Raw genomic sequence first — 17614 nt, forward strand, 5'->3', positions numbered from 1 at the left:
GGGGCATCAGGGTGTCGGCAAGGTGGGGCATCATCGCGGGTCCCCTCCCCAGCCCTACCCCTATGGCACAGCCTTCCCAGCCCATTCTCATCGCGGGCGGCGGCATCGCCGGCCTGGCGACCTGGCGCGCGCTGAAGCGCCGGGGTATCGCGTCGCGCGTCGTCGAGCGCAGTGCGCGCGCCACCGATGGCGGCCTCGCGATCAATCTTCCCGGAAACGCCATCGCCGCGCTCGATCGCCTTGGGCTCGCTGGCGACATCGAACGTCTTGGCCACCCGGTGAGGAAACGCGAATACCGCACGTCCGACGACCGCCTGCTCGCCGCCATCGACGAGGATGCGTTCTGGGGCGAGGCCATGCGTCCGCGCGCGGTTCGCCGCGCCGACCTCATGGCGATGCTCGCCAGCGGCCTCGAACCGTCGGACCTCCACCTAGGCGCGATCGCCGGCGTCCGCCAGGACGCGTCGACGGTGCACGTCGCGCTGGCGGACGGTGCGGAGGTCTCGGCCCCCCTGCTCGTGGGCGCGGACGGCGTGCGCTCCACCGTGCGCCAGGCCGTCACCGGCGCGGCTTCGGCGACCGCCGCGCGACTCGCCTCGGAGAGCTGGCGCTTCATGGCGCCGAACCCCGGCGTCGACGGCTGGACGGTGTGGACCGGAAAGCACGGTCTGATCCTGCTGCTTCCCGTCGACGACCACACCGTCTACGGCTGGGTCTCCCTCGGCACCGCCGGCAACGGCGAACCCCAGCTCGATCGACTCGCCGCGGCGTTCAGCGGCTTCCCGGCGCGCGTGCGGAAGGCTCTCGGCTGGGCGCTCGCGAATCCCGAGAACATCTATCACTCGCCCATCGAAGAGGTACGTGCGGCTCGCTGGAGCCAGGGGCGCGTGCTCCTGATCGGCGATGCCGCCCACGCCACCGCGCCCGTGTGGGCGGAAGGTGCCGCTCTCGGGATGGAGGATGCGCTCGTTCTCGCCGGGATCGTCGCGGAGTGCGACGATCCCGGCGCGATCGGGCCGCGCTTCGAACAGGCCCGCCAGCCGCGCGTGGCCCATGTGCAGGCCATGACCGACAAGCTGTCGAAGGCCGCCCGCCTTCCCCACGCGCTGCGCACGATCCTGATGCCCTTCATCACGCCCAAGAGCTACCGCGGCACGTACGAGCCGTTGAAGACGCTGTAGCCTGCGGTGTGGGAGCGGACCCGGCCGCGACAGCTTTTCGCCCCGGTGAGACAGGTCCTGCGGTTCATCGCAAAAAGCCGTCGCGGCCAGGTCCGCTCCAACAGGATCGGTCAGGCTTTCTTCGGCTTCCGTTTCTCGATGTACGCGCGGAACGCTTCGATACCGGCATCGCGACGCAGCAGCTTCGAATCCGGATCGATCGTGTAACCGGCGCCCTCGGGCAAGGTGACGTCGCCGCTGCCGTCGGTCATCGGCAGCGTCACCACGCGGTCGCCCACGCGCACATCGACCGGCATCGGGAACGGCCCGTTGCCCGGAACCGACCACGTCAGGTGCAACGTCTGGCCGGTGCGCGCGACCTTCAGATCGGGCAGGGCGGCCTGGCGCAGGTAGACGTCGAAGAACCAGCGCATGTCCCTGCCGCTCGTCCGGTCGACGATGCCGACGAACTCGTCCGTGGTGCCGTAGCGCGGCGAGAAGTTGCCCGGTTCCGGATGCTCCGTTCCGTACACCAGGAGGCGCAGCGAGCGGTAGAACGCGTCGTCGCCGATCACGGTACGCAGCGTGTGGAGCATCAGTGCTCCCTTGTCGTAGATGTCCTGCCCCGGGCCGCGCTCGTCGTCGTACACGTCCTCTTCCCGACGCGGCTGGCCCGAGACGATGGGGTGCTTGTTGGCGACGCGGCTGCGCAGCTGCATGAGGCTGGCGAAGTAGGACTGCCGACCGCCGATGGATTCCGCGTACAGCGGCTGCATGTAGGTCGCGAACGCCTCGTGCAACCACATGTCGTCCCAGTTCGCGTTCGTCATCTGGTTGCCGAACCACTCGTGAGCCAGTTCGTGCTGGAGCAGGTCGTCGTAGCCGTATGGGTTCTTCGCGTACTGGTTGCCGTACGCGTTGATGGTCTGGTGCTCCATGCCTTTGAACGGCGTTTCCGCGACACCCATCTTCTCGCTGGCGAAGGGATAAGGTCCGACCGCCCTTTCGAGGAAATCGAGCATCGGCGGGAATTCCGCGAAGAGCGCTTTGGCCTGCGCCTCGTCGTCGACATACCAGTAATGCGTCGGAATCGTGTTGCCGAACCGGCTCGCGTACGAGCCGGAGAGTTCCCGGTAAGGACCGATGTTCAGCGCGACGCCATAGGTGCTCACGTCGTGGCTCTGCCAGTGGTACGTGCGCCACCCGTCGACTTCGTCGATGCCCCTCGCCACACCGTTCCCCACCGCGACGAGCGGTGCCGGCACGGTGATGTGCTCGTCGACCAGCTTCGGACGTCCCATCGGATGGTCGATGCACGGCCAGAAGAGATCGCAGCCTTCGCCCTCGACGGCCGTGGCGACCCACGGCTCGCCGTCGGGCGCCTTCGACCAGACGAAGCCGCCGTCCCACGGCGCACGGACCGCGGTGTGCGGGCTTCCGTGGTAAACGACGCGCACGGTCGTGCGAGCTCCCGCGGCCAGTGGCGACGGCAGGTCGATCTGCAGCTGGCCCTCCGGATTGCGGAACGCACGGCGCGGCAACGCCTTTCCATCGACCTCGACGGTATCGATGGGCAGGTTCCGGTCGAGATCCAGCACGACACGTCGCAGCGGCGCCGTGGCGACGAACGTCAGCCTGGCGTCGCCCTCGATCCAGTGACGGACCGGATCGACACGGATGCCCAGGTCGGCGTGCTCGAAGGTCACCGCCAGCTGTTCCGGTGCGCGCGCCGCTCCCGAGTTGCGGGTGTAGTCGGTGAGCGGCGGCGGGGCCGGCGGCTGCGTCGGCGAGCAGGCCACGGTGGTCAGCGCGAGGCTGACACCGAGCATCAGGGTCTTTTGCATGGAACGGCGGCCATCATCGAGGTGGAAGACCGGAACCCTACCCACCCCGCCGCTTCACGTCATGGGTCGTTTGGGGGGTAGCTTTTTGCCGGCGCGGTGGTCCGCGATTCCGTCATCGCCGCGGCGAACGCGGGCAACAGCGGGCGATTGGCGCAACCGCTCCCAGGCCGCGATCCGGGACGCGCTTCGCTCCTCGCCCGGGCACCGTCGGAAAGGCACAATGGACGTCGACGAATAGCGTGGTATGGAAAGCAGCATGAATGACGCCTACCCCATCGGGTACGTGATGACCGGGCCGGTGGCCGCGCTGGGCGATGCCGGCGCGGTCAGCGCCATGCACAAGCGTCCCGTGCACGACGCGGTGCGAATCACGACCACGGGCCTTGCCTCCGATGCGCAGGCCGACCTGAAAGTGCACGGTGGCCCGGAAAAGGCGATTCACCACTACCCGTTCGATCACTACGCCGCCTGGCGTGCCGAGTTACCGGCAAGGCCGGTGCTCGACGAACCGGGCGCGTTCGGCGAGAACCTGTCGACGCAGGGCTTGGTCGAGACGGGTGTCGCCGTGGGCGACGTCTTCCGTCTCGGCTCCGCCGTGCTGCAGGTGAGCCAGGGACGCCAGCCCTGCTGGAAGCTCAACTTGCGCTTCGACACGCGGGACATGGCGCTGCGGCTCCAGCAGTCGGGGCGCACCGGCTGGTACTACCGGGTGCTGGAGGAAGGCGATGTGTCCCCGGGCGATCGCCTCGAGCGGATCGACCGGGTCACCCCCGCGTGGACCATCGAGCGTGTCTGGAGGATCTTCTACATCGACCGCCTCGACTACGACGCGCTGTCCGCGATGGCCGAACTGCCCACGCTGGCCGAAAGCTGGCGGCGCCACGCGCGCCGACGCCTGGAGTCGAAGAGCGTCGAAGACTGGTCGAAGCGGCTCACGGGCAAGGACGCGTCGCAGGCATGACGGACCCGGCGACCACCCTCCTCGCCTCGCTGCGTCTCGCCCGGGAAGCCGTCGAGCAGGCGGCTCGCGACACCGCCGTCGTCGCCGACGAACTGCGCCGCTACCAGAAGTTCGCGAAGCCCGGACAGCCGTCGGCGCAGATCGTGCGTCTTCGCCAACAGCAAGCCGCGGCGAGGCAGGCGTCGGCTCGCGCCAGGCAGGGGTTCATCCTCGCCGCCCGGCGCTTCATCGATGCGAACGGTCTCGTCGTGCCGCCGAAGACGACGCTCGACGTGTTCGCCACGTCGTGGCTCGACGCGCATCCGGACGGCACCTGACCGGGCGGCGGCGCGTGCCGCCGATGCGCTGCGGCGCGGCGCTCAGCAATGTGTTCGGGGGACAGCCGATGCCGCACGGACGATGCACGGCGACCGACCGATGCTAGGCACGACCAACGCCCGCACGAGGATGCCCGCATGAAGATGCAAGCCGTCAGGATCGCCACGCTCGCCGTTCTCCTTCTCGCCGCCACGACCGCCTGCACGCGCCACAACGACGCCAACAGCGCCGTGCCGGGTACCAACGCCGCCCGGTCGGGCACGGCCGCCGCGCCCGCCACGTCATCGACGGCTGGCCAGAGCCGCTAGGCATACCCCCGACTAGCTTCCATCGCGCTGTGGGGAAGCTGCCGCTCGCGCGGCCATTCATGATGTTGAAGCGGAGTTGTGCATTCGTGCGCGCTCCGTCCGCCATCGATGGCCCATCGTGCAATCGCGACCCGGCCACGGTCGCCCTGCCGCGGAGCGCATCGTCCTTCCCACCTCGGTCGCTCCGCGGCAGGATTCGTGGCCTCGAGGTCGCTTGTAATGGCGCGCCTGACTGTCGACGAGCGCGCGGGCTATCATCCGGGATTTGCTGGAGCCGCCCGGATGAACGACATCGCCGCGACACGCCGCGTCCCTGAAACCGCCGAACGCGTCGTGCGCTTCTGGCGCGACGCCGGCTACGACAGCTGGTTCACCAGCGATCCGGCATTCGACCGCTCATTCCGCGAGCACTTCATGGGCGCGCACTTGGCGGCCGCACGCCGGGAACTCGACGCGTGGCTCGACACCGCCGACGGCTGCCTCGCGCTGCTGCTGCTTCTCGACCAGTTTCCGCGCAACGCGTTCCGCGGCACAGCGCACATGTACGCGACCGATCCCCTCGCCCGCTTCGTCGCCAGGCACATGCTCGACAAGGGCCTCGACCGCGAACTCGACCACGACATGCGCGCGTTCTGCTACCTGCCGTTCGAGCACTCGGAAGACCCGGCCGACCAGGACACCTCGATGCGATTGTTCGAAGCACTTGGCGGCTCGTACCTGACCTACGCGCGGACGCACCGCGACGTGATCGTCCGCTTCGGCCGCTTTCCGCACCGCAACCGTCAGCTCGGGCGAGCCACGACGCCCGAGGAGCAGGCGTTCCTCGACGAAGGCGGTTTCGCGGGATGAGCGGCGGTCGGTCGCCCATCCCGCGCTGATCGCTACTTGCGGAACCCGCGGAAGGAGTCGCGGATTTCCGTCACATAGAACGCCGGTTGCTCCCACGCGGCGAAATGACCGCCTTTCGGCAGGCGGTTGTAGTGGATCAGGTTGGGAAAGGCTTTCTTCGCCCAGCTCTCGGGTGCCGCGTAGATCTCGTCGGGGAACACGCTGACCGCGACCGGGATGGTGATGTGTTTCGGCTCGAAGAAGTTGAGCTTGTTTTCCCAGTACAACCGCGCCGACGATACCGCGGTTTCCGTGAGCCAGTAGAGCGTGACGTTGTCGAGGATATCGTCGCGCGACAGACCCTCCGTCTGTCCGTCGAACACGCGCACGATCATCTTGTAGCTGCGGATGTCGTGGTCGAGCATCCACGCCGCCAGACCGATCGGCGAGTCCTCGAGCGCGTAGAGCGTCTGCGGCCGGTTCGTCATCTCCTGCGCGTAGCCCAGGCCGTGCTTGTAGAAGTCGTCCAGCTGCGCATAGGCGAGTTGCTCTTCCGGACCGAGCCCCGCGGGCGCGGGCGCCCCCGCGGCGAGCAGCTTCGCGATGTCGTCGGGGATCGTCGCCGACATGTTGCTGTTGATCGCCAGCAGGCCCGGAGGCGCCTGCACCGCCATCTGCTCGGTCACCGCGTCGCCCCAGTCGCCACCGGCCGCGACGAACTTCTTGTAGCCCAGCCGCGTCATCAGCGTGGTCCAGGCCCGGGCGATGTGCTGCGGATCCCAGCCCACCGCTTCGGGCTTGCCGGAGAATCCGTAGCCGGGCAGCGACGGGATGACGACGTCGAACGCGTCGGACGCCTTGCCGCCGTGGGCGGTCGGATTGGCCAGCGGCTCGGCGATCTTCATCTGCTCGATGACCGAGCCGGGCCATCCATGCGTGATGATGATCGGGAGCGCGTTCTTGTTCTTCGACTTCAGGTGGATGAAGTGGATGTCGACGCCGTCGATCGTGGTCACGAACTGCGGCAGCGCGTTCAGGCGCGCCTCCACCTTCCGCCAGTCGTAGTCGTGCTGCCAGTAATCGGCGAGCTTCTTCATCGTCGCCAGCTGCACGCCCTGCGTCGCGTCGTCGACCAGTTCCTTCGACGGCCAGCGCGTGGCGGCGATCCGCCGCTTCAGGTCGGCCAGCTGCTCGTCGCTGGCGTGGTATTTCGGGAACGGACGGATCGACGTGTCGCCGGAATTTCCGGGTGCGTCGGCCGCCAGGCTACCGGTGGATGTGGCGGCATGCGCCGCGGGCCCAGGGACGAAGGCGACGGCAGCGGCGAGAACCGCCGTGATCCATGGGCGCCGTAACGAGATCGACATCGCAGAAGACATGGCAAAACCCCTCCGTGACCCTGCCACGGTGGCGAGGGTCGCTCGATCACTCGGGAGTCCTGGTTCGAGGTGCCCGCTCTTCCATGGCCGGGCGGCGCCAACGCCGAGTATCGGAACGGGCGACACGCAGCGTCTTGCAGGAACGCGCGCCTTTCGTCGCGGCGTCGCACCGCGAATGGCCGTCTAATCGGCCAGAACGCTCAGTTCCACCGGAATCATCGATTCACCGACGATGGCCTGGGCGTGTCCATCCTGGACGATGAACTGCATCTGCATGGTGCGCTCCGTGAGGGCGGCCAACGCCTGCACCGTGGCGGTGTCGATGTCGATCACCGACACGTTCCGCGTCCGCGCCACGGCCGGGCCGAGCTTCTTCCACCAGACCTCGGCGCCGCGGCCGCTGTACGTGTAGACGATCACGCGCCGCGCGCGACCCGCCGCCCTGCGGATGTCCGCCTCGTCGGGCTGGCCAAGTTCGATCCAGAGGTCGACCTCGCCGGTGAGATCCTTCTTCCACAGATCGGGCTCGTCGTCGGCGCTGAGGCCTTTGCCGAACGCCAGCGCATCGTCCGCATTCAGCGCGAACGCGAGCACCCGGGCCATCATCCGCTCGTCGGTCTCGGAAGGATGCCGCGCGATGGTGAGGGCATGGGTCTGGTAGTAATGGCGGTCCATGTCGCTGACCTGCAGTTCGACCTTGAACACCGTGGATTTGAGAGCCATGCGTGGATGATCCGCGTCGGATGCCGGGCGCGAAGCGTACACCACGCGGGGCATGCGCAGCGGATCCGGTCACGCCGTAGCGCCAACTCGTGTAGACTTTCGCCGCTCGACCAGCCAGCCCCTCGCAAGCCACGTCGGCCCTTTCGCGCGCGGACGCCGCGCTCGCCGTCGACTCCCCGGGCTGATTCCATGCATCGCTTCCATCGCCTTCGCCGTCCGTCGTGACGACCATGCACCCATCGCGGATCACCTCCGCGGCAAACGTCGCATCGCGCATCGTCGTCGCCTCGCTGGGCGGGTACGTCGCCGCCGCGCTCGCCGCCGCCACGATGGCGCGCTGGCTGCCCATGCCGCGCGTCGAGGCGGTCATGACCGGTACGCTCGCCTCGTTCGCCGTCTACGCGGGCGTGGCGATCATGGCCTTCGCCGTCTCGACCGCGACGCGGGCATGGCTCTGGCTCGCCGCCCTCTGCGTTCCGCCCGCCGTCGCGTTATACCTGTCGATGCACGGCGGTGCCGCATGAAGGAAAGCCTCCGCCAGTCGATGGCCTGGCTGCACACGTGGGTGGGCCTGCTGTTGGGCTGGCTTCTCTTCGCCGTCTTCGTCACGGGCACCACGGCGTATTTCCAGGACGAGATCACGCGCTGGATGCAGCCGGAGATCCGGGGCGAACGGCATCCGGTCGCCTCGGCGGAAGGCGCCATGGCCTACCTGCAGGCGCATGCGCAGGGCGCGGAAACGTGGACGATCCAGCTGCCGGGAGATCGCTCCGTCGCCGCGATGGCCTACTGGAAGGAGAAAGGCGAAACCTTCCGTCAGTGGCGCGACCACGCGTTCATGGTCGACGGCCAGGGCCGCAAAATCGATGCGCGCGACACCACGGGAGGGTGGCTGCTGTATCGCCTGCATTTCGACCTGCACTACGTGCCGGTGCTCTGGGGCCGCTGGGCCGTCGGCCTCGCGGCGATGTTCATGCTGGTGGCGATCGTCAGCGGCGTCATCACGCACAAGAAGATGTTCGCCGACTTCTTCACGCTGCGCTTCGGCAAGGGACAGCGCTCGTGGCTCGACGCGCACAACCTCAGCGCGGTGCTCGCGTTGCCGTTCCATTTCATGATCACGTACACGGGGCTTGTGACGCTCATGTCCCAGTACATGCCGTGGGGCGTCGCGGCGGCGTACGAGCGACCCGTCGATTACGCCCGCGACCGGTTCGGCGCGGACACGTCACCGACGCGCTCGGGTCGGCCCGCGCCGGTCGCCCCCATCGCCGCCATGATCCGCCAGGCCCGCGAGCGCTGGCATGGCGCCGAGCCTGGGTACATCTCGATCGCGCTTCCGGGCGATGCCCACTCGGTCGTGAAGATCACGCGCGATACCGGTGCCGCGATCGGCACGCGGGGCGAGACGCTCTCCTTCGATGGCGCGACCGGGAAAATGCACGTCCCGCCTCCGGCCAGGGGCGCCGCCGCGCAGACCGAGAGCGTGATGGTCGGACTGCATGCGGGCCGCTTCGCGCCTGCCGCGCTTCGTTGGCTCTATTTCCTCGCGGGACTGAGCGGTTGCGCGATGGTCGCCACGGGTCTCGTGCTGTGGACGGCGAAGCGCCGCCAGCGCCTGCCCGACCCGTCGCGCCCGCACTTCGGGTTCCGCCTCGTCGAGCGCCTGAACATCGCGACGATCTCGGGCCTGCCGTTCGGCATCGCCGTCTACTTTCTCGCCAACCGGCTTCTTCCGTCGGGCATGGTCGCGCGCGCCGCGGCGGAGTGCGATGCCCTATTCCTCGGCTGGGGCGCGCTCCTCCTCTACGTCTTCCTGCGTCCGCCACGGCGCGCATGGGTGGAGTCGCTCGGCCTCGTCGCGGTGGCCTACCTCGCCGTACCCGTCGTCAACGCGGTGACCACCCAACGTGGCCTGGTTCCCAGCCTGCGTGACGGCGACCTCGTGTTCGCGGGATTCGACGCCTGCATGCTCGTCGCGGCGGCGCTGTTCGCTTTCGCCGCGTGGAAGGCGGATCGACGCCCCATCGCCCTTCCGCGCAAGACGCGCATCGCACGGGATGCGACCGCGTGATCGCCGCGAGCGTGCTCGTCGCCATCGCCGGTTTCGCCGCGCTCTGCCTCGGGATGTCGCGGCACCAGCGCGATGTCGTGGGGAAATCGCTATCGCGTCGTTCCACCTGGCTCGCGAAGGCCGCCGGATGGCTCGCGCTAGCCAGCTCCTTCGTCATCGCGCTGCTCAGCGAAGGCGCCGCGCTCGGCGCGATCTACTGGGTGGGCATCCTGACCCTCGCGGCGCTCGTCGTCGCGCTGTGCACCACCGCCCTCTCCCGTCGCCGGTAACCCGACCGTCGCCACACCTGTGGGAGCGGACCCGGCCGCGACAGCTTCTCGCCCCGGTTCACAGGCTGGCGCGCCAGATTCGGGACTGGCGCGAAAGGCTGTCGCGCCCAGGTGCGCTCCCACAGCGGCATCCCGGCCATCGTGTGGGAGCGGACCCGGCCGCGACAGCTTCTCGCCCCGGTTCACAGGCTGGCGCGCCAGAGTCGGGACTGGCGCGAAAAGCCGTCGCGCCCAGGTGCGCTCCCACGGCGGCATCGCGGCCATCGTGTGGGAGCGGACCCGGCCGCGACAGCTTGTCGCCCCGGTTCACAGGCTGGCGCGCCAGAGTCGGGACTGGCGCGAAAAGCCGTCGCGCCCAGGTGCGCTCCCACGGCGGCATCGCCTTGCCAGCCAGGTGGGAGCGGACCCGGCCGCGACAGCTTGTCGCCCCGGTTCACAGGCTGGCGCGCCAGATTCGGGACTGGCGCGAAAGGCTGTCGCGCCCAGGTGCGCTCCCACAGCGGCATCGTCGCCACACCTGTTGGAGCGGACCCGGCCGCGACAGCTTCTCGCCCCGGTTCACAGGCTGGCGCGCCAGATTCGGGACTGGCGCGAAAGGCTGTCGCGACCAGGTGCGCTCCTACGGTGCGTCGCGGGATTCGGTGGCCTCGACGTTAAATCTACGTCATACTTGCGACCGGTTCTCATTTACATTCGCATTCAGGGCCCTCGCTGCCCTTGGGATCTTCCATGACGTTTCGCCGTAGCGCCCTCGCCCTTTCCGTCCTCATGGCCCTTTCGGCCGCCTGCGTCGCTCATGCCGCCGAGGCGCCTGACGTCGCCGACCCGCAGAAGCGCGACAATATGACGACCCTTTCGGGCGTGCAGGTGGAGGCGAACGTGGCGCCGCCCACCGCCGCATATGCCGGCGGCCAGGTGGCGCGTGGCGGCCGGTTCGGCGTGCTGGGCAATCAGGACGCGATGAACGTCCCCTTCGCGATCACCAGCTACACGGACACGCTGATCCGCAACCAGCAGGCACGCTCGCTTGGCGACGTGGTCAGCAACGATCCGGCGGTGCGTGTCGGCAACGGCTACGGCAACTTCTCGCAGGTCTTCACGATCCGCGGCTTCCAGATCTTCAGCGACGACATCGCGTTCGACGGTCTCTACGGCCTGCTGCCCCGCCAGCTGCTCGCCCCGGAGCTCGTCAGCCGCGTCGAGGTCTTCAAGGGTGCCAGCGCGTTCCTCAACGGCATCACGCCGTCGGGTTCGGGCATCGGCGGCAACATCAACATCGCACCGAAGCGCGCCGAGGACACCCCGATCACCCGCATCGGCCTCGACTGGGGCAGCGACAGCCAGGTCGGCGGCAGCGTCGACGTCGGCCGCCGTTTCGGAGCCAACAAGGAATACGGCATCCGCGTGAACGCGGTGCATCGCGACGGCGGCACGGCCGTGGACGGCGAACAGCGCCGTGTCACCGCCGCCTCCGTCGCGTTCGACTACCGCGGCGAGAACCTGCGCATCACCACCGACGTCGGCTATCAGAAACAGGTGATCACCGGTGGTCGCGCCGTCGTGTATCCCGGAGCGATCACCCGCGTGCCGCGCGCTCCGTCGGCGAAGACCAACTACGCGCAGCCGTGGTCCAACTCGTCGCTCGAGGACACGTTCGGCGTGGTACGCGCCGAATACGACTTCGCGCCCTGGCTCACGGGATACGTGGCCGCCGGCGCGCACCACGGCAACGAGTTCGGCGACTACGTGAGCCCGACGCTCGCGAACGTCGCCGGCGCGGCGACCGAGTACCGGTTCACGGTGCCGTACATCGCGGACACGGCCACCGGCGAAGCCGGTTTCAACGCGCGATTCGAGACGGGCGAGATCACGCACCGCGTGAACGTCGGCTTCTCGGCGCTCACCTTCCGCAAGAAGGCCGCGTACGCGGGGTCGGCGTTCGGTGCCATCGAGACGAACATCTACGCCCCGACGTACGTGCCGGCGCCGGGTTTCATCTACGACATCGGGCCCATCGCCGATCCCGGCGTGACCGGGCGCACGCAGCTGCGCAGCCTGGCGGTGTCCGACACGCTCGGCTTCATGGGCGACATGCTCGAAGTGACCCTCGGCGCCCGTCGCCAGAAGCTCCACGTACTGGGTTACGACTACGGCAGCCCGGGAGCCAAGAACTCGGAGTACGAGCAGTACGCGACCACGCCGGTGATCGGCGTGAACTATCGCTTCGCCGAGCAGTGGTCGGTGTACGCCAACCACATCGAAGCCCTGACTCAGGGCGGCGAAGCGCCGCTGACGTTCAACAGCCTGCCCGTGACCAACGCCGGCCAGGTGTTCGCACCGTACAAGTCGAAGCAGAACGAGGTCGGCGTGAAGTGGGATGCCGGCAGCGTCGGCAGCAGCCTCGCGCTCTTCCAGATCAAGCAGCCCAGCGCCTACGTCGACGCCACCACCAACACGTACGTCGTCGACGGCGAGCAGCGCAACCGCGGCGTCGAGTGGAGCTTCTTCGGCCAGCCCGTGGAGAGCGTCCGCCTCCTGGGTGGCCTGAACTACGTGCGTCCGGAACAGGTGAAGACGCAGGCGGGCCTCACGGACGGAAAGGACGCCATCGGCGTGCCGCGCTTCCAGGCCAATGCCGGCGTGGAGTGGGACGTGCCGCACACCCCGGACATCACGCTGAGCGCCCGCGCGGTCCGTACCGGCAAGCAGTACCTCGACAACGCCAACGACCTCAAGGTCCCGGCCTGGACGACGTATGACATCGGCGCCCGTACCACGACGCACCTGGAAGGCGTACCGGTCACCTTCCGCCTCACCGTCCAGAACGTCACCAACAAGGGTTACTGGGCCTCCGCCAATGGCGGCTACCTGACCCAGGGCCAGCCGCGCACGTTCTACGTGTCGGCGTCGTTCGATCTCTGAACGACTATCCGGACGGACGGAAGGCGCTATCCTTCCGTCCATCTCGCAGAGGTTCGTCGATGGCTGAAACCGACAACGGCGGTGCATGGCGGCGGATCCCTCTCGGTGAAGGGCGCCCCGCGCTACCGGATGCGTTCGCGCTCGCCTTCGACGTCGCCGCTTTCGAGCTGGCCGACTTCGACCGGTATGGCATCGCCCTTCCGCCCTCCATCGAAAGAAGCGTGCCGAAGCGCCAGGCCGAGTACATCGCCGGCCGCCGCGTCGCGCTCGCTGCATTGAAGGCCGCCGGCAGCGACGCCACCGATATCGCGATCGCGCCGGACCGGGCTCCGGCGTGGCCGCGGGGCTTTCTCGGCAGCCTGTCGCATACCGACGACGTCGCGGTGGCGGTCGCGGCCCGCGCCGGCGGCGATCTCTCCGGCATCGGCATCGACATCGAGCGGCAGATCGCGCCTGCCGTTCTGGATTCCGTGCGCGAGCTGGTCATCGACCGCGGGGAGCGCGATTCCCTGGCTCGCGCGGCCGCGAGCCTGGGCTGGCCGGTCGTCCTCACCCTCGCCTTCTCGGCCAAGGAGAGTTTCTACAAAGCGACCGCCGCGTCGGTGGGGCGCTTCTTCGATTTCGCGGCGCTACGTATCCTCGCGCTGTCGCCGGAGGCGCGGGTCATCGAGGCGGAAGTCGCCGCGCCGCTTTCGGCGCGCTTCGACGTGGGGCGACGCGTCACGCTGTCGTGGACGCCGCTGGATGAGCGCACCTGGCTCACGAGCTTCGCCTGGTAGGCGCTTCAGCGTCGCGACCTGGCAGCCGCGCCACTCAGCCGCTCCTCATCGTGAGCGGACGGTCGTCGCGGACCTCGGCGCTCACGCGGTTGCGACCGGCGCGTTTGGCGCGGTAGAGCGCCTTATCCGCGTCGCGGCACAGATCCTGGAGGTCGTAGCCTGAGCTGTCGGTGGCGGCGAGTCCCGCGCTGCAGGCATACGTGACGATGTGTCCGTCCTCGATCACGGGTGATGCCTCCATGCAGGCGCGCATCGCCTCCGCGGCGGCGACGCCGTCATCCCGGCCGCGGTCCACGAACAGCACGGCGAATTCCTCGCCCCCCAGCCGGCCGAACAGGTCGTGCGGACCGAGTTGCCCGCGGCAGAGCGCCGCGGCCCGCCGCAGCACCGCGTCGCCGATCGCGTGTCCGTGCGTGTCGTTGATCTGCTTGAAGTGATCCAGGTCGATGAAGACGAGGCACGCGGGTGCCCGTCGCCGCTGCAGCGCCGGCAGGAGCCGTGCCGCTTCACTCATGAAATGCTGGCGGTTGTAGACGCCCGTGAGGCCGTCGTGCTGCGAGAGCTTCCGAAAGCGCATCTGCGACCGCTTCAGGCGGAAGAGCCACAGCACCACCGAGCCGACCACGCACAGCAGGAGCAGGATGAAGAGCCGGCTCTTCGCTACCGCGCTGGTCTCCAGTTCCTTCTGCAAGAGGAGGATGTTGTTCGCCTTGACGAGGCGTTCGGTCTCGAGCTTCTGCAACACCGCGTGCTGCGTGCTCAGCTCGAACGCCAGGTTGCGCGCCGTGATGTCGTTGAGGTATCCCTTGTCCTGCGCCGCGTACGCTTCGAAATAGCGCAGCGCGGCAGCGTTGTTGCCCCGCGCCTTCTCCACGCGGTAGAGGACGCCGTAGAGCTCCTTCAGCCATTCGCTGACGTCGCCGGGCCGCGTGTGGGCCAGACCGGCCAGAGCCGCGCGACGTGCGTCGCCCGATCGTCCCAAGGCCTCGAGGGCGCGAGCGCGCTGTTCCGCCGTGGCGACGAGGTGGGGGTTGTAACCGATCATCCGCACGCTTTCGTCGATCCCGTCGAGCTCCGCGATCGCGTCCTCGGGACGACCTTCGTCGAGCAGACGGTCCACCCGCACGAGGTGGACCATGTTCGCCGTGACGACGACATCGGCCGCGACGCAGGCGTCGATCGCCTCGCCGATGGCGGGGTTCGACGACGGCAGCGCGAGGCTGCGCTTGCTGAGCGCCGCGATGCGCAGGCCGAGAACCGCGCAATGGCGCTGCGGCGACGTTCCCGGCTCCAGCATGCCCGCGTAGCGCAGCGCGAGGTCCGTCTGTTCCGCCAGGACGAACATCTGCGACAGGTTGAACAGCAACGCCCAGCGGGCCTCGGCGTCTTTCACCGTCGGCAGCGTCGGCACGAGCCGGTTGGCCAGGGCGAAGGCGTCGCCGTACTGTCGGTTCGCGGCCAGGTTGCTCAGCAACAGCGCGTTCGATTTCGTCGCGAGCACGGGGTCGCCGGAATCGGCCGCCACTGTCCGAAGCTCGTCCTGTGCGTGCGCGTAATTCCCCGTGAAGGTGTCTTCCCACGCTTCCAGATAGCGAAGATGCCAGCGCTCGGCGGGTGTCATCGACGCTTGCATGGCGCGCAGACGGGCGAGACCTTCGACGAAGCGGGGATGGTCGGAGAAACGGAGCGGTTCGACGTGCGCGAACATGGCCGACACGCTATCGACCGCCGCGGCGAAGCCGGCCGGCGACGGCATGCCACACAGGGCGAGCAGCGCGATGGCGAGCCAGCGCCTCACCGGTTCAATCCGTCCTTTTCCACATGAAGTCCCCTGCCCTCCCGGTCATGGCACGCGACCATGCCCCTGCATTCGTTAACGGCCGACGCATCCGTGGCTTTACGAAGAGGCGGCGGGATCGGCCGCGTCGATCGCGGCGAGCCTGGCGGCCACGCGCAGGTTCCTGCGCAGCGGCTGATAGGGCGGGAGGATGACCGTCTCCTCGGCGGTGAGCGGCAGCGCGGCCAGGTCGGCGAGCGGCGCACGCCGGATGCGCGGCCGGTCGACCGGGAGCGTGGCCGCGCGGTAGACGATGACTTCGTGTTCGGGCGGATAGTCTTCCAGCAGCACGTCGACAAGGACCTGCCGATAGGCCATGCCGGTCGCGAAGCGACCGAGCGAGCGGTCGCCGACCACGCCGACCTGCCAGAGCACGAGATAGCCGCCGGTATCGATGCGCCGTTCGTAGAGGACGAGCTGGCTGGCCTCGATGTGCTGGCAGCCGAAGCGACCGGGATCGATGCCGCAATCCGCGTAGAGACAGTCCTCTGCCGAGATGCCGGGCTCCATGTGCGCCTCGAAGCCTTCGGCGCGCGCCGTTTCGACGGCCTTGTGCGGCGACCACGCGAAGATGCCGGGATGCCCGTAGAAGACGCCGCAGACCCGCCTGCCCGCCCTGACCTCGGTCATCATCACGTCCACCCACTCGCGATAGGTGCGCATCCGCGACTTCCCCTCGCGATAGTACGGCTGGAGGCTGCGCACGTCGGGATGCATCTCCCGCAGCCAGGCCTCGACGATCGCGTCCGACAGCCCTGCGAACACGACATCGGCCTGCGCGATGTGGCTGCGCGCGAGCGGCGTCAGGTGCGAGCCGAGCGTCATGCCCATGCCTACGCATGCCAGGCGGCCGCGCCTCGGCGGATTCGCGATGTCCGATGCCCCCTCGTTCATGGGCCGATCTTAGGGCATCCCTGGTCCCGGGACGTGATGGACCACCCCGTCGGGGCCGATTTGTAACCGAACGTATCGGCGCCGGTGGGGGTTACAGAACGTTTCAATAGGGCGGAAGCACGTGCAATTTCCCGACAAAACCGGGGCCTAGAGTGGTCACCGAGGCGCCATCCGGCGCGCACGTCAACGACCCCGGAGAGAGACGATGGATACCTACGACAAGCGGCGGCGGCAATTCATGGGCAACAGCGCGATGGCGCTCGCTTCGTTCGGTTTCGGCCTCGGCGACCTGGCGCAGGCGGCGCCTGCGCCGGCGGGCCGAAAAGGGGCACCGGCACCGGCGACCGGTGGGCATACGTCGTTCGCGCGGATGAAGACCGTGAAGACCGATGTGCTCGAGATCGCCTACGCCGAGGACGGTCCCGCGAAGGGCCCGGTGGTGATCCTCTTCCATGGATGGCCTTATGACATCTACAGCTACGTCGACGTCGCGCCGATCCTCGCCGCCCGGGGCTACCGCGTCGTCATTCCGTATCTGCGCGGCTACGGCGCCACGAGGTTCCTTTCGCCCGACACGCCCCGCAACGCCCAGCAGGCGGCGCTCGGCGCCGACGCGCTGGCGTTGATGGATGCCCTGAAGATCGACAAGGCGATCGTCGCCGGCTACGACTGGGGCGCGCGCACGGCGGACATCGTGGCGGCGCTCTGGCCCGAACGCGTCAAGGCGCTCGTGTCGGTCAGCGGCTACCTCATCGGCAGCCAGGCGGGCAATGTCGCCCCGCTGCCGCCGAAGGCGGAACTGCAATGGTGGTATCAGTACTACTTCGCCACCGCGCGCGGCGAGGCCGGCTATGCGAAGTACACCCACGACTTCGCCCGGCTGATCTGGGAACTCGCGTCGCCGCAGTGGCACTTCGACGACGCGACGTTCGATCGCTCGGCGGCCGCCTTCGACAATCCGGACCACGTGGCGATCAGCATCCACAACTATCGCTGGCGTCTCGGCCTCGCACAGGGCGAGGCGAAGTTCGATGCCCTGGAGGCGAAGCTGGCGACATCGCCCACGATCACGGTGCCGACGATCACCCTGGAAGGCGACGCGAACGGCGCGCCTCATCCGGATCCGTCGCAGTACGCGAAACGTTTCTCGGGCAGGTACGAGCACCGCACGATCACCGGCGGCATCGGCCACAACCTCCCCCAGGAAGCGCCCGAGGCGTTCGCCAAGGCGGTGATCGACGTCGACGCGTTCTGATCTTCGCCCTTCGGTCCGGGTGCGGAACCAGCGCGACGTGTTCACGCGTCAGGCCGCGTAGTT

The 17614-nt window shown here is 68.4% G+C and carries 16 protein-coding genes; 11 read left to right on the plus strand and 5 right to left on the minus strand.

Annotation, left to right across the window (positions count from 1 at the left end):
- The first annotated feature begins 62 nt into the window (after positions 1–62).
- Positions 63–1181 carry an NAD(P)/FAD-dependent oxidoreductase gene (locus J2X58_RS05395; RefSeq protein WP_310046852.1) on the plus strand — a complete coding sequence of 373 codons (1119 nt, stop codon included), beginning with the start codon at positions 63–65 and terminating at the stop codon, positions 1179–1181.
- Between the two features lie 110 nt (positions 1182–1291).
- On the opposite strand, the gene J2X58_RS05400 is transcribed toward J2X58_RS05395, so the two are convergent.
- Positions 1292–3004, minus strand: a complete 1713-nt coding sequence (locus J2X58_RS05400; protein WP_310046853.1) for a M1 family metallopeptidase — start codon at positions 3002–3004, stop codon at positions 1292–1294.
- A gap of 256 nt (positions 3005–3260) precedes the next feature.
- On the opposite strand from J2X58_RS05400, the gene J2X58_RS05405 reads away from it, so the two are divergent.
- From J2X58_RS05405 to J2X58_RS05420, 4 genes are all read left to right on the plus strand, one after another.
- Complete coding sequence (locus J2X58_RS05405; RefSeq protein WP_310046854.1) at positions 3261–3965, plus strand: MOSC domain-containing protein; 705 nt, start codon at positions 3261–3263, stop codon at positions 3963–3965.
- Positions 3962–4282: a hypothetical protein gene (locus J2X58_RS05410; RefSeq protein ID WP_310046855.1), complete on the plus strand. Its 321-nt coding sequence runs from the start codon at positions 3962–3964 to the stop codon at positions 4280–4282. The genes J2X58_RS05405 and J2X58_RS05410 overlap by 4 nt, the downstream gene beginning before the upstream one ends.
- A gap of 138 nt (positions 4283–4420) precedes the next feature.
- Positions 4421–4591, plus strand: coding sequence for a hypothetical protein (locus J2X58_RS05415; protein ID WP_310046857.1), 171 nt, complete (start codon positions 4421–4423; stop codon positions 4589–4591).
- Between the two features lie 282 nt (positions 4592–4873).
- Positions 4874–5440, plus strand: coding sequence for a DUF924 family protein (locus J2X58_RS05420; protein ID WP_310046858.1), 567 nt, complete (start codon positions 4874–4876; stop codon positions 5438–5440).
- 32 nt (positions 5441–5472) lie between these two features.
- On the opposite strand, the gene J2X58_RS05425 is transcribed toward J2X58_RS05420, so the two are convergent.
- A complete protein-coding gene (locus J2X58_RS05425; protein WP_310046860.1) occupies positions 5473–6798 on the minus strand; it encodes an epoxide hydrolase in 1326 nt (441 codons plus the stop codon).
- Between the two features lie 183 nt (positions 6799–6981).
- Positions 6982–7521 carry a YaeQ family protein gene (locus J2X58_RS05430; RefSeq protein ID WP_090055706.1) on the minus strand — a complete coding sequence of 180 codons (540 nt, stop codon included), beginning with the start codon at positions 7519–7521 and terminating at the stop codon, positions 6982–6984.
- A 230-nt stretch (positions 7522–7751) separates the two neighbouring features.
- Between J2X58_RS05430 and J2X58_RS05435 the strand changes: the two genes are divergently transcribed.
- The 5 genes from J2X58_RS05435 (at position 7752) to J2X58_RS05455 (ending at position 13565) form a co-directional block, all read left to right on the plus strand.
- Complete coding sequence (locus tag J2X58_RS05435) at positions 7752–8045, plus strand: DUF3649 domain-containing protein (protein ID WP_310046862.1); 294 nt, start codon at positions 7752–7754, stop codon at positions 8043–8045.
- Positions 8042–9595: a PepSY-associated TM helix domain-containing protein gene (locus J2X58_RS05440; RefSeq protein ID WP_310046864.1), complete on the plus strand. Its 1554-nt coding sequence runs from the start codon at positions 8042–8044 to the stop codon at positions 9593–9595. Before J2X58_RS05435 ends, J2X58_RS05440 begins: the two co-directional genes overlap by 4 nt.
- Positions 9592–9864, plus strand: a complete 273-nt coding sequence (locus J2X58_RS05445) for a DUF3325 domain-containing protein (RefSeq protein ID WP_310046866.1) — start codon at positions 9592–9594, stop codon at positions 9862–9864. Before J2X58_RS05440 ends, J2X58_RS05445 begins: the two co-directional genes overlap by 4 nt.
- Positions 9865–10593: 729 nt before the next feature.
- Positions 10594–12786 (plus strand): TonB-dependent siderophore receptor, encoded by a 2193-nt coding sequence (locus J2X58_RS05450; protein WP_310046868.1) that lies wholly within the window; start codon positions 10594–10596, stop codon positions 12784–12786.
- Positions 12787–12845: 59 nt separating this feature from the next.
- A complete protein-coding gene (locus J2X58_RS05455; protein ID WP_310046870.1) occupies positions 12846–13565 on the plus strand; it encodes a 4'-phosphopantetheinyl transferase superfamily protein in 720 nt (239 codons plus the stop codon).
- Between the two features lie 34 nt (positions 13566–13599).
- Here the strand turns inward: J2X58_RS05455 and J2X58_RS05460 are convergent, their stop codons facing one another.
- Complete coding sequence (locus J2X58_RS05460; protein ID WP_310046873.1) at positions 13600–15363, minus strand: GGDEF domain-containing protein; 1764 nt, start codon at positions 15361–15363, stop codon at positions 13600–13602.
- Positions 15364–15462: 99 nt separating this feature from the next.
- A complete protein-coding gene (locus J2X58_RS05465; protein ID WP_310046876.1) occupies positions 15463–16296 on the minus strand; it encodes an SAM-dependent methyltransferase in 834 nt (277 codons plus the stop codon).
- Positions 16297–16501: 205 nt separating this feature from the next.
- Here J2X58_RS05465 and J2X58_RS05470 point away from each other — a divergent pair, with 205 nt between their 5' ends.
- Positions 16502–17551 (plus strand): alpha/beta hydrolase, encoded by a 1050-nt coding sequence (locus tag J2X58_RS05470; RefSeq protein WP_310046878.1) that lies wholly within the window; start codon positions 16502–16504, stop codon positions 17549–17551.
- Positions 17552–17614 lie beyond the last annotated feature (63 nt).

This window comes from Luteibacter sp. 3190 (genome assembly GCF_031456385.1).
GTDB lineage: Bacteria > Pseudomonadota > Gammaproteobacteria > Xanthomonadales > Rhodanobacteraceae > Luteibacter.

Excerpts from the sequence above, each read along its gene's own strand:
- J2X58_RS05395 (WP_310046852.1), top strand. The coding sequence starts at position 63 with ATGGCACAGCCTTCCCAGCCCATTCTCATCGCGGGCGGCGGCATCGCC.
- J2X58_RS05400 (WP_310046853.1), bottom strand. The coding sequence starts at position 3,004 with ATGCAAAAGACCCTGATGCTCGGTGTCAGCCTCGCGCTGACCACCGTG.
- J2X58_RS05405 (WP_310046854.1), top strand. The coding sequence starts at position 3,261 with ATGAATGACGCCTACCCCATCGGGTACGTGATGACCGGGCCGGTGGCC.
- J2X58_RS05410 (WP_310046855.1), top strand. The coding sequence starts at position 3,962 with ATGACGGACCCGGCGACCACCCTCCTCGCCTCGCTGCGTCTCGCCCGG.
- J2X58_RS05415 (WP_310046857.1), top strand. The coding sequence starts at position 4,421 with ATGAAGATGCAAGCCGTCAGGATCGCCACGCTCGCCGTTCTCCTTCTC.
- J2X58_RS05420 (WP_310046858.1), top strand. The coding sequence starts at position 4,874 with ATGAACGACATCGCCGCGACACGCCGCGTCCCTGAAACCGCCGAACGC.
- J2X58_RS05425 (WP_310046860.1), bottom strand. The coding sequence starts at position 6,798 with ATGTCTTCTGCGATGTCGATCTCGTTACGGCGCCCATGGATCACGGCG.
- J2X58_RS05430 (WP_090055706.1), bottom strand. The coding sequence starts at position 7,521 with ATGGCTCTCAAATCCACGGTGTTCAAGGTCGAACTGCAGGTCAGCGAC.
- J2X58_RS05435 (WP_310046862.1), top strand. The coding sequence starts at position 7,752 with ATGCACCCATCGCGGATCACCTCCGCGGCAAACGTCGCATCGCGCATC.
- J2X58_RS05440 (WP_310046864.1), top strand. The coding sequence starts at position 8,042 with ATGAAGGAAAGCCTCCGCCAGTCGATGGCCTGGCTGCACACGTGGGTG.
- J2X58_RS05450 (WP_310046868.1), top strand. The coding sequence starts at position 10,594 with ATGACGTTTCGCCGTAGCGCCCTCGCCCTTTCCGTCCTCATGGCCCTT.
- J2X58_RS05455 (WP_310046870.1), top strand. The coding sequence starts at position 12,846 with ATGGCTGAAACCGACAACGGCGGTGCATGGCGGCGGATCCCTCTCGGT.
- J2X58_RS05465 (WP_310046876.1), bottom strand. The coding sequence starts at position 16,296 with ATGAACGAGGGGGCATCGGACATCGCGAATCCGCCGAGGCGCGGCCGC.
- J2X58_RS05470 (WP_310046878.1), top strand. The coding sequence starts at position 16,502 with ATGGATACCTACGACAAGCGGCGGCGGCAATTCATGGGCAACAGCGCG.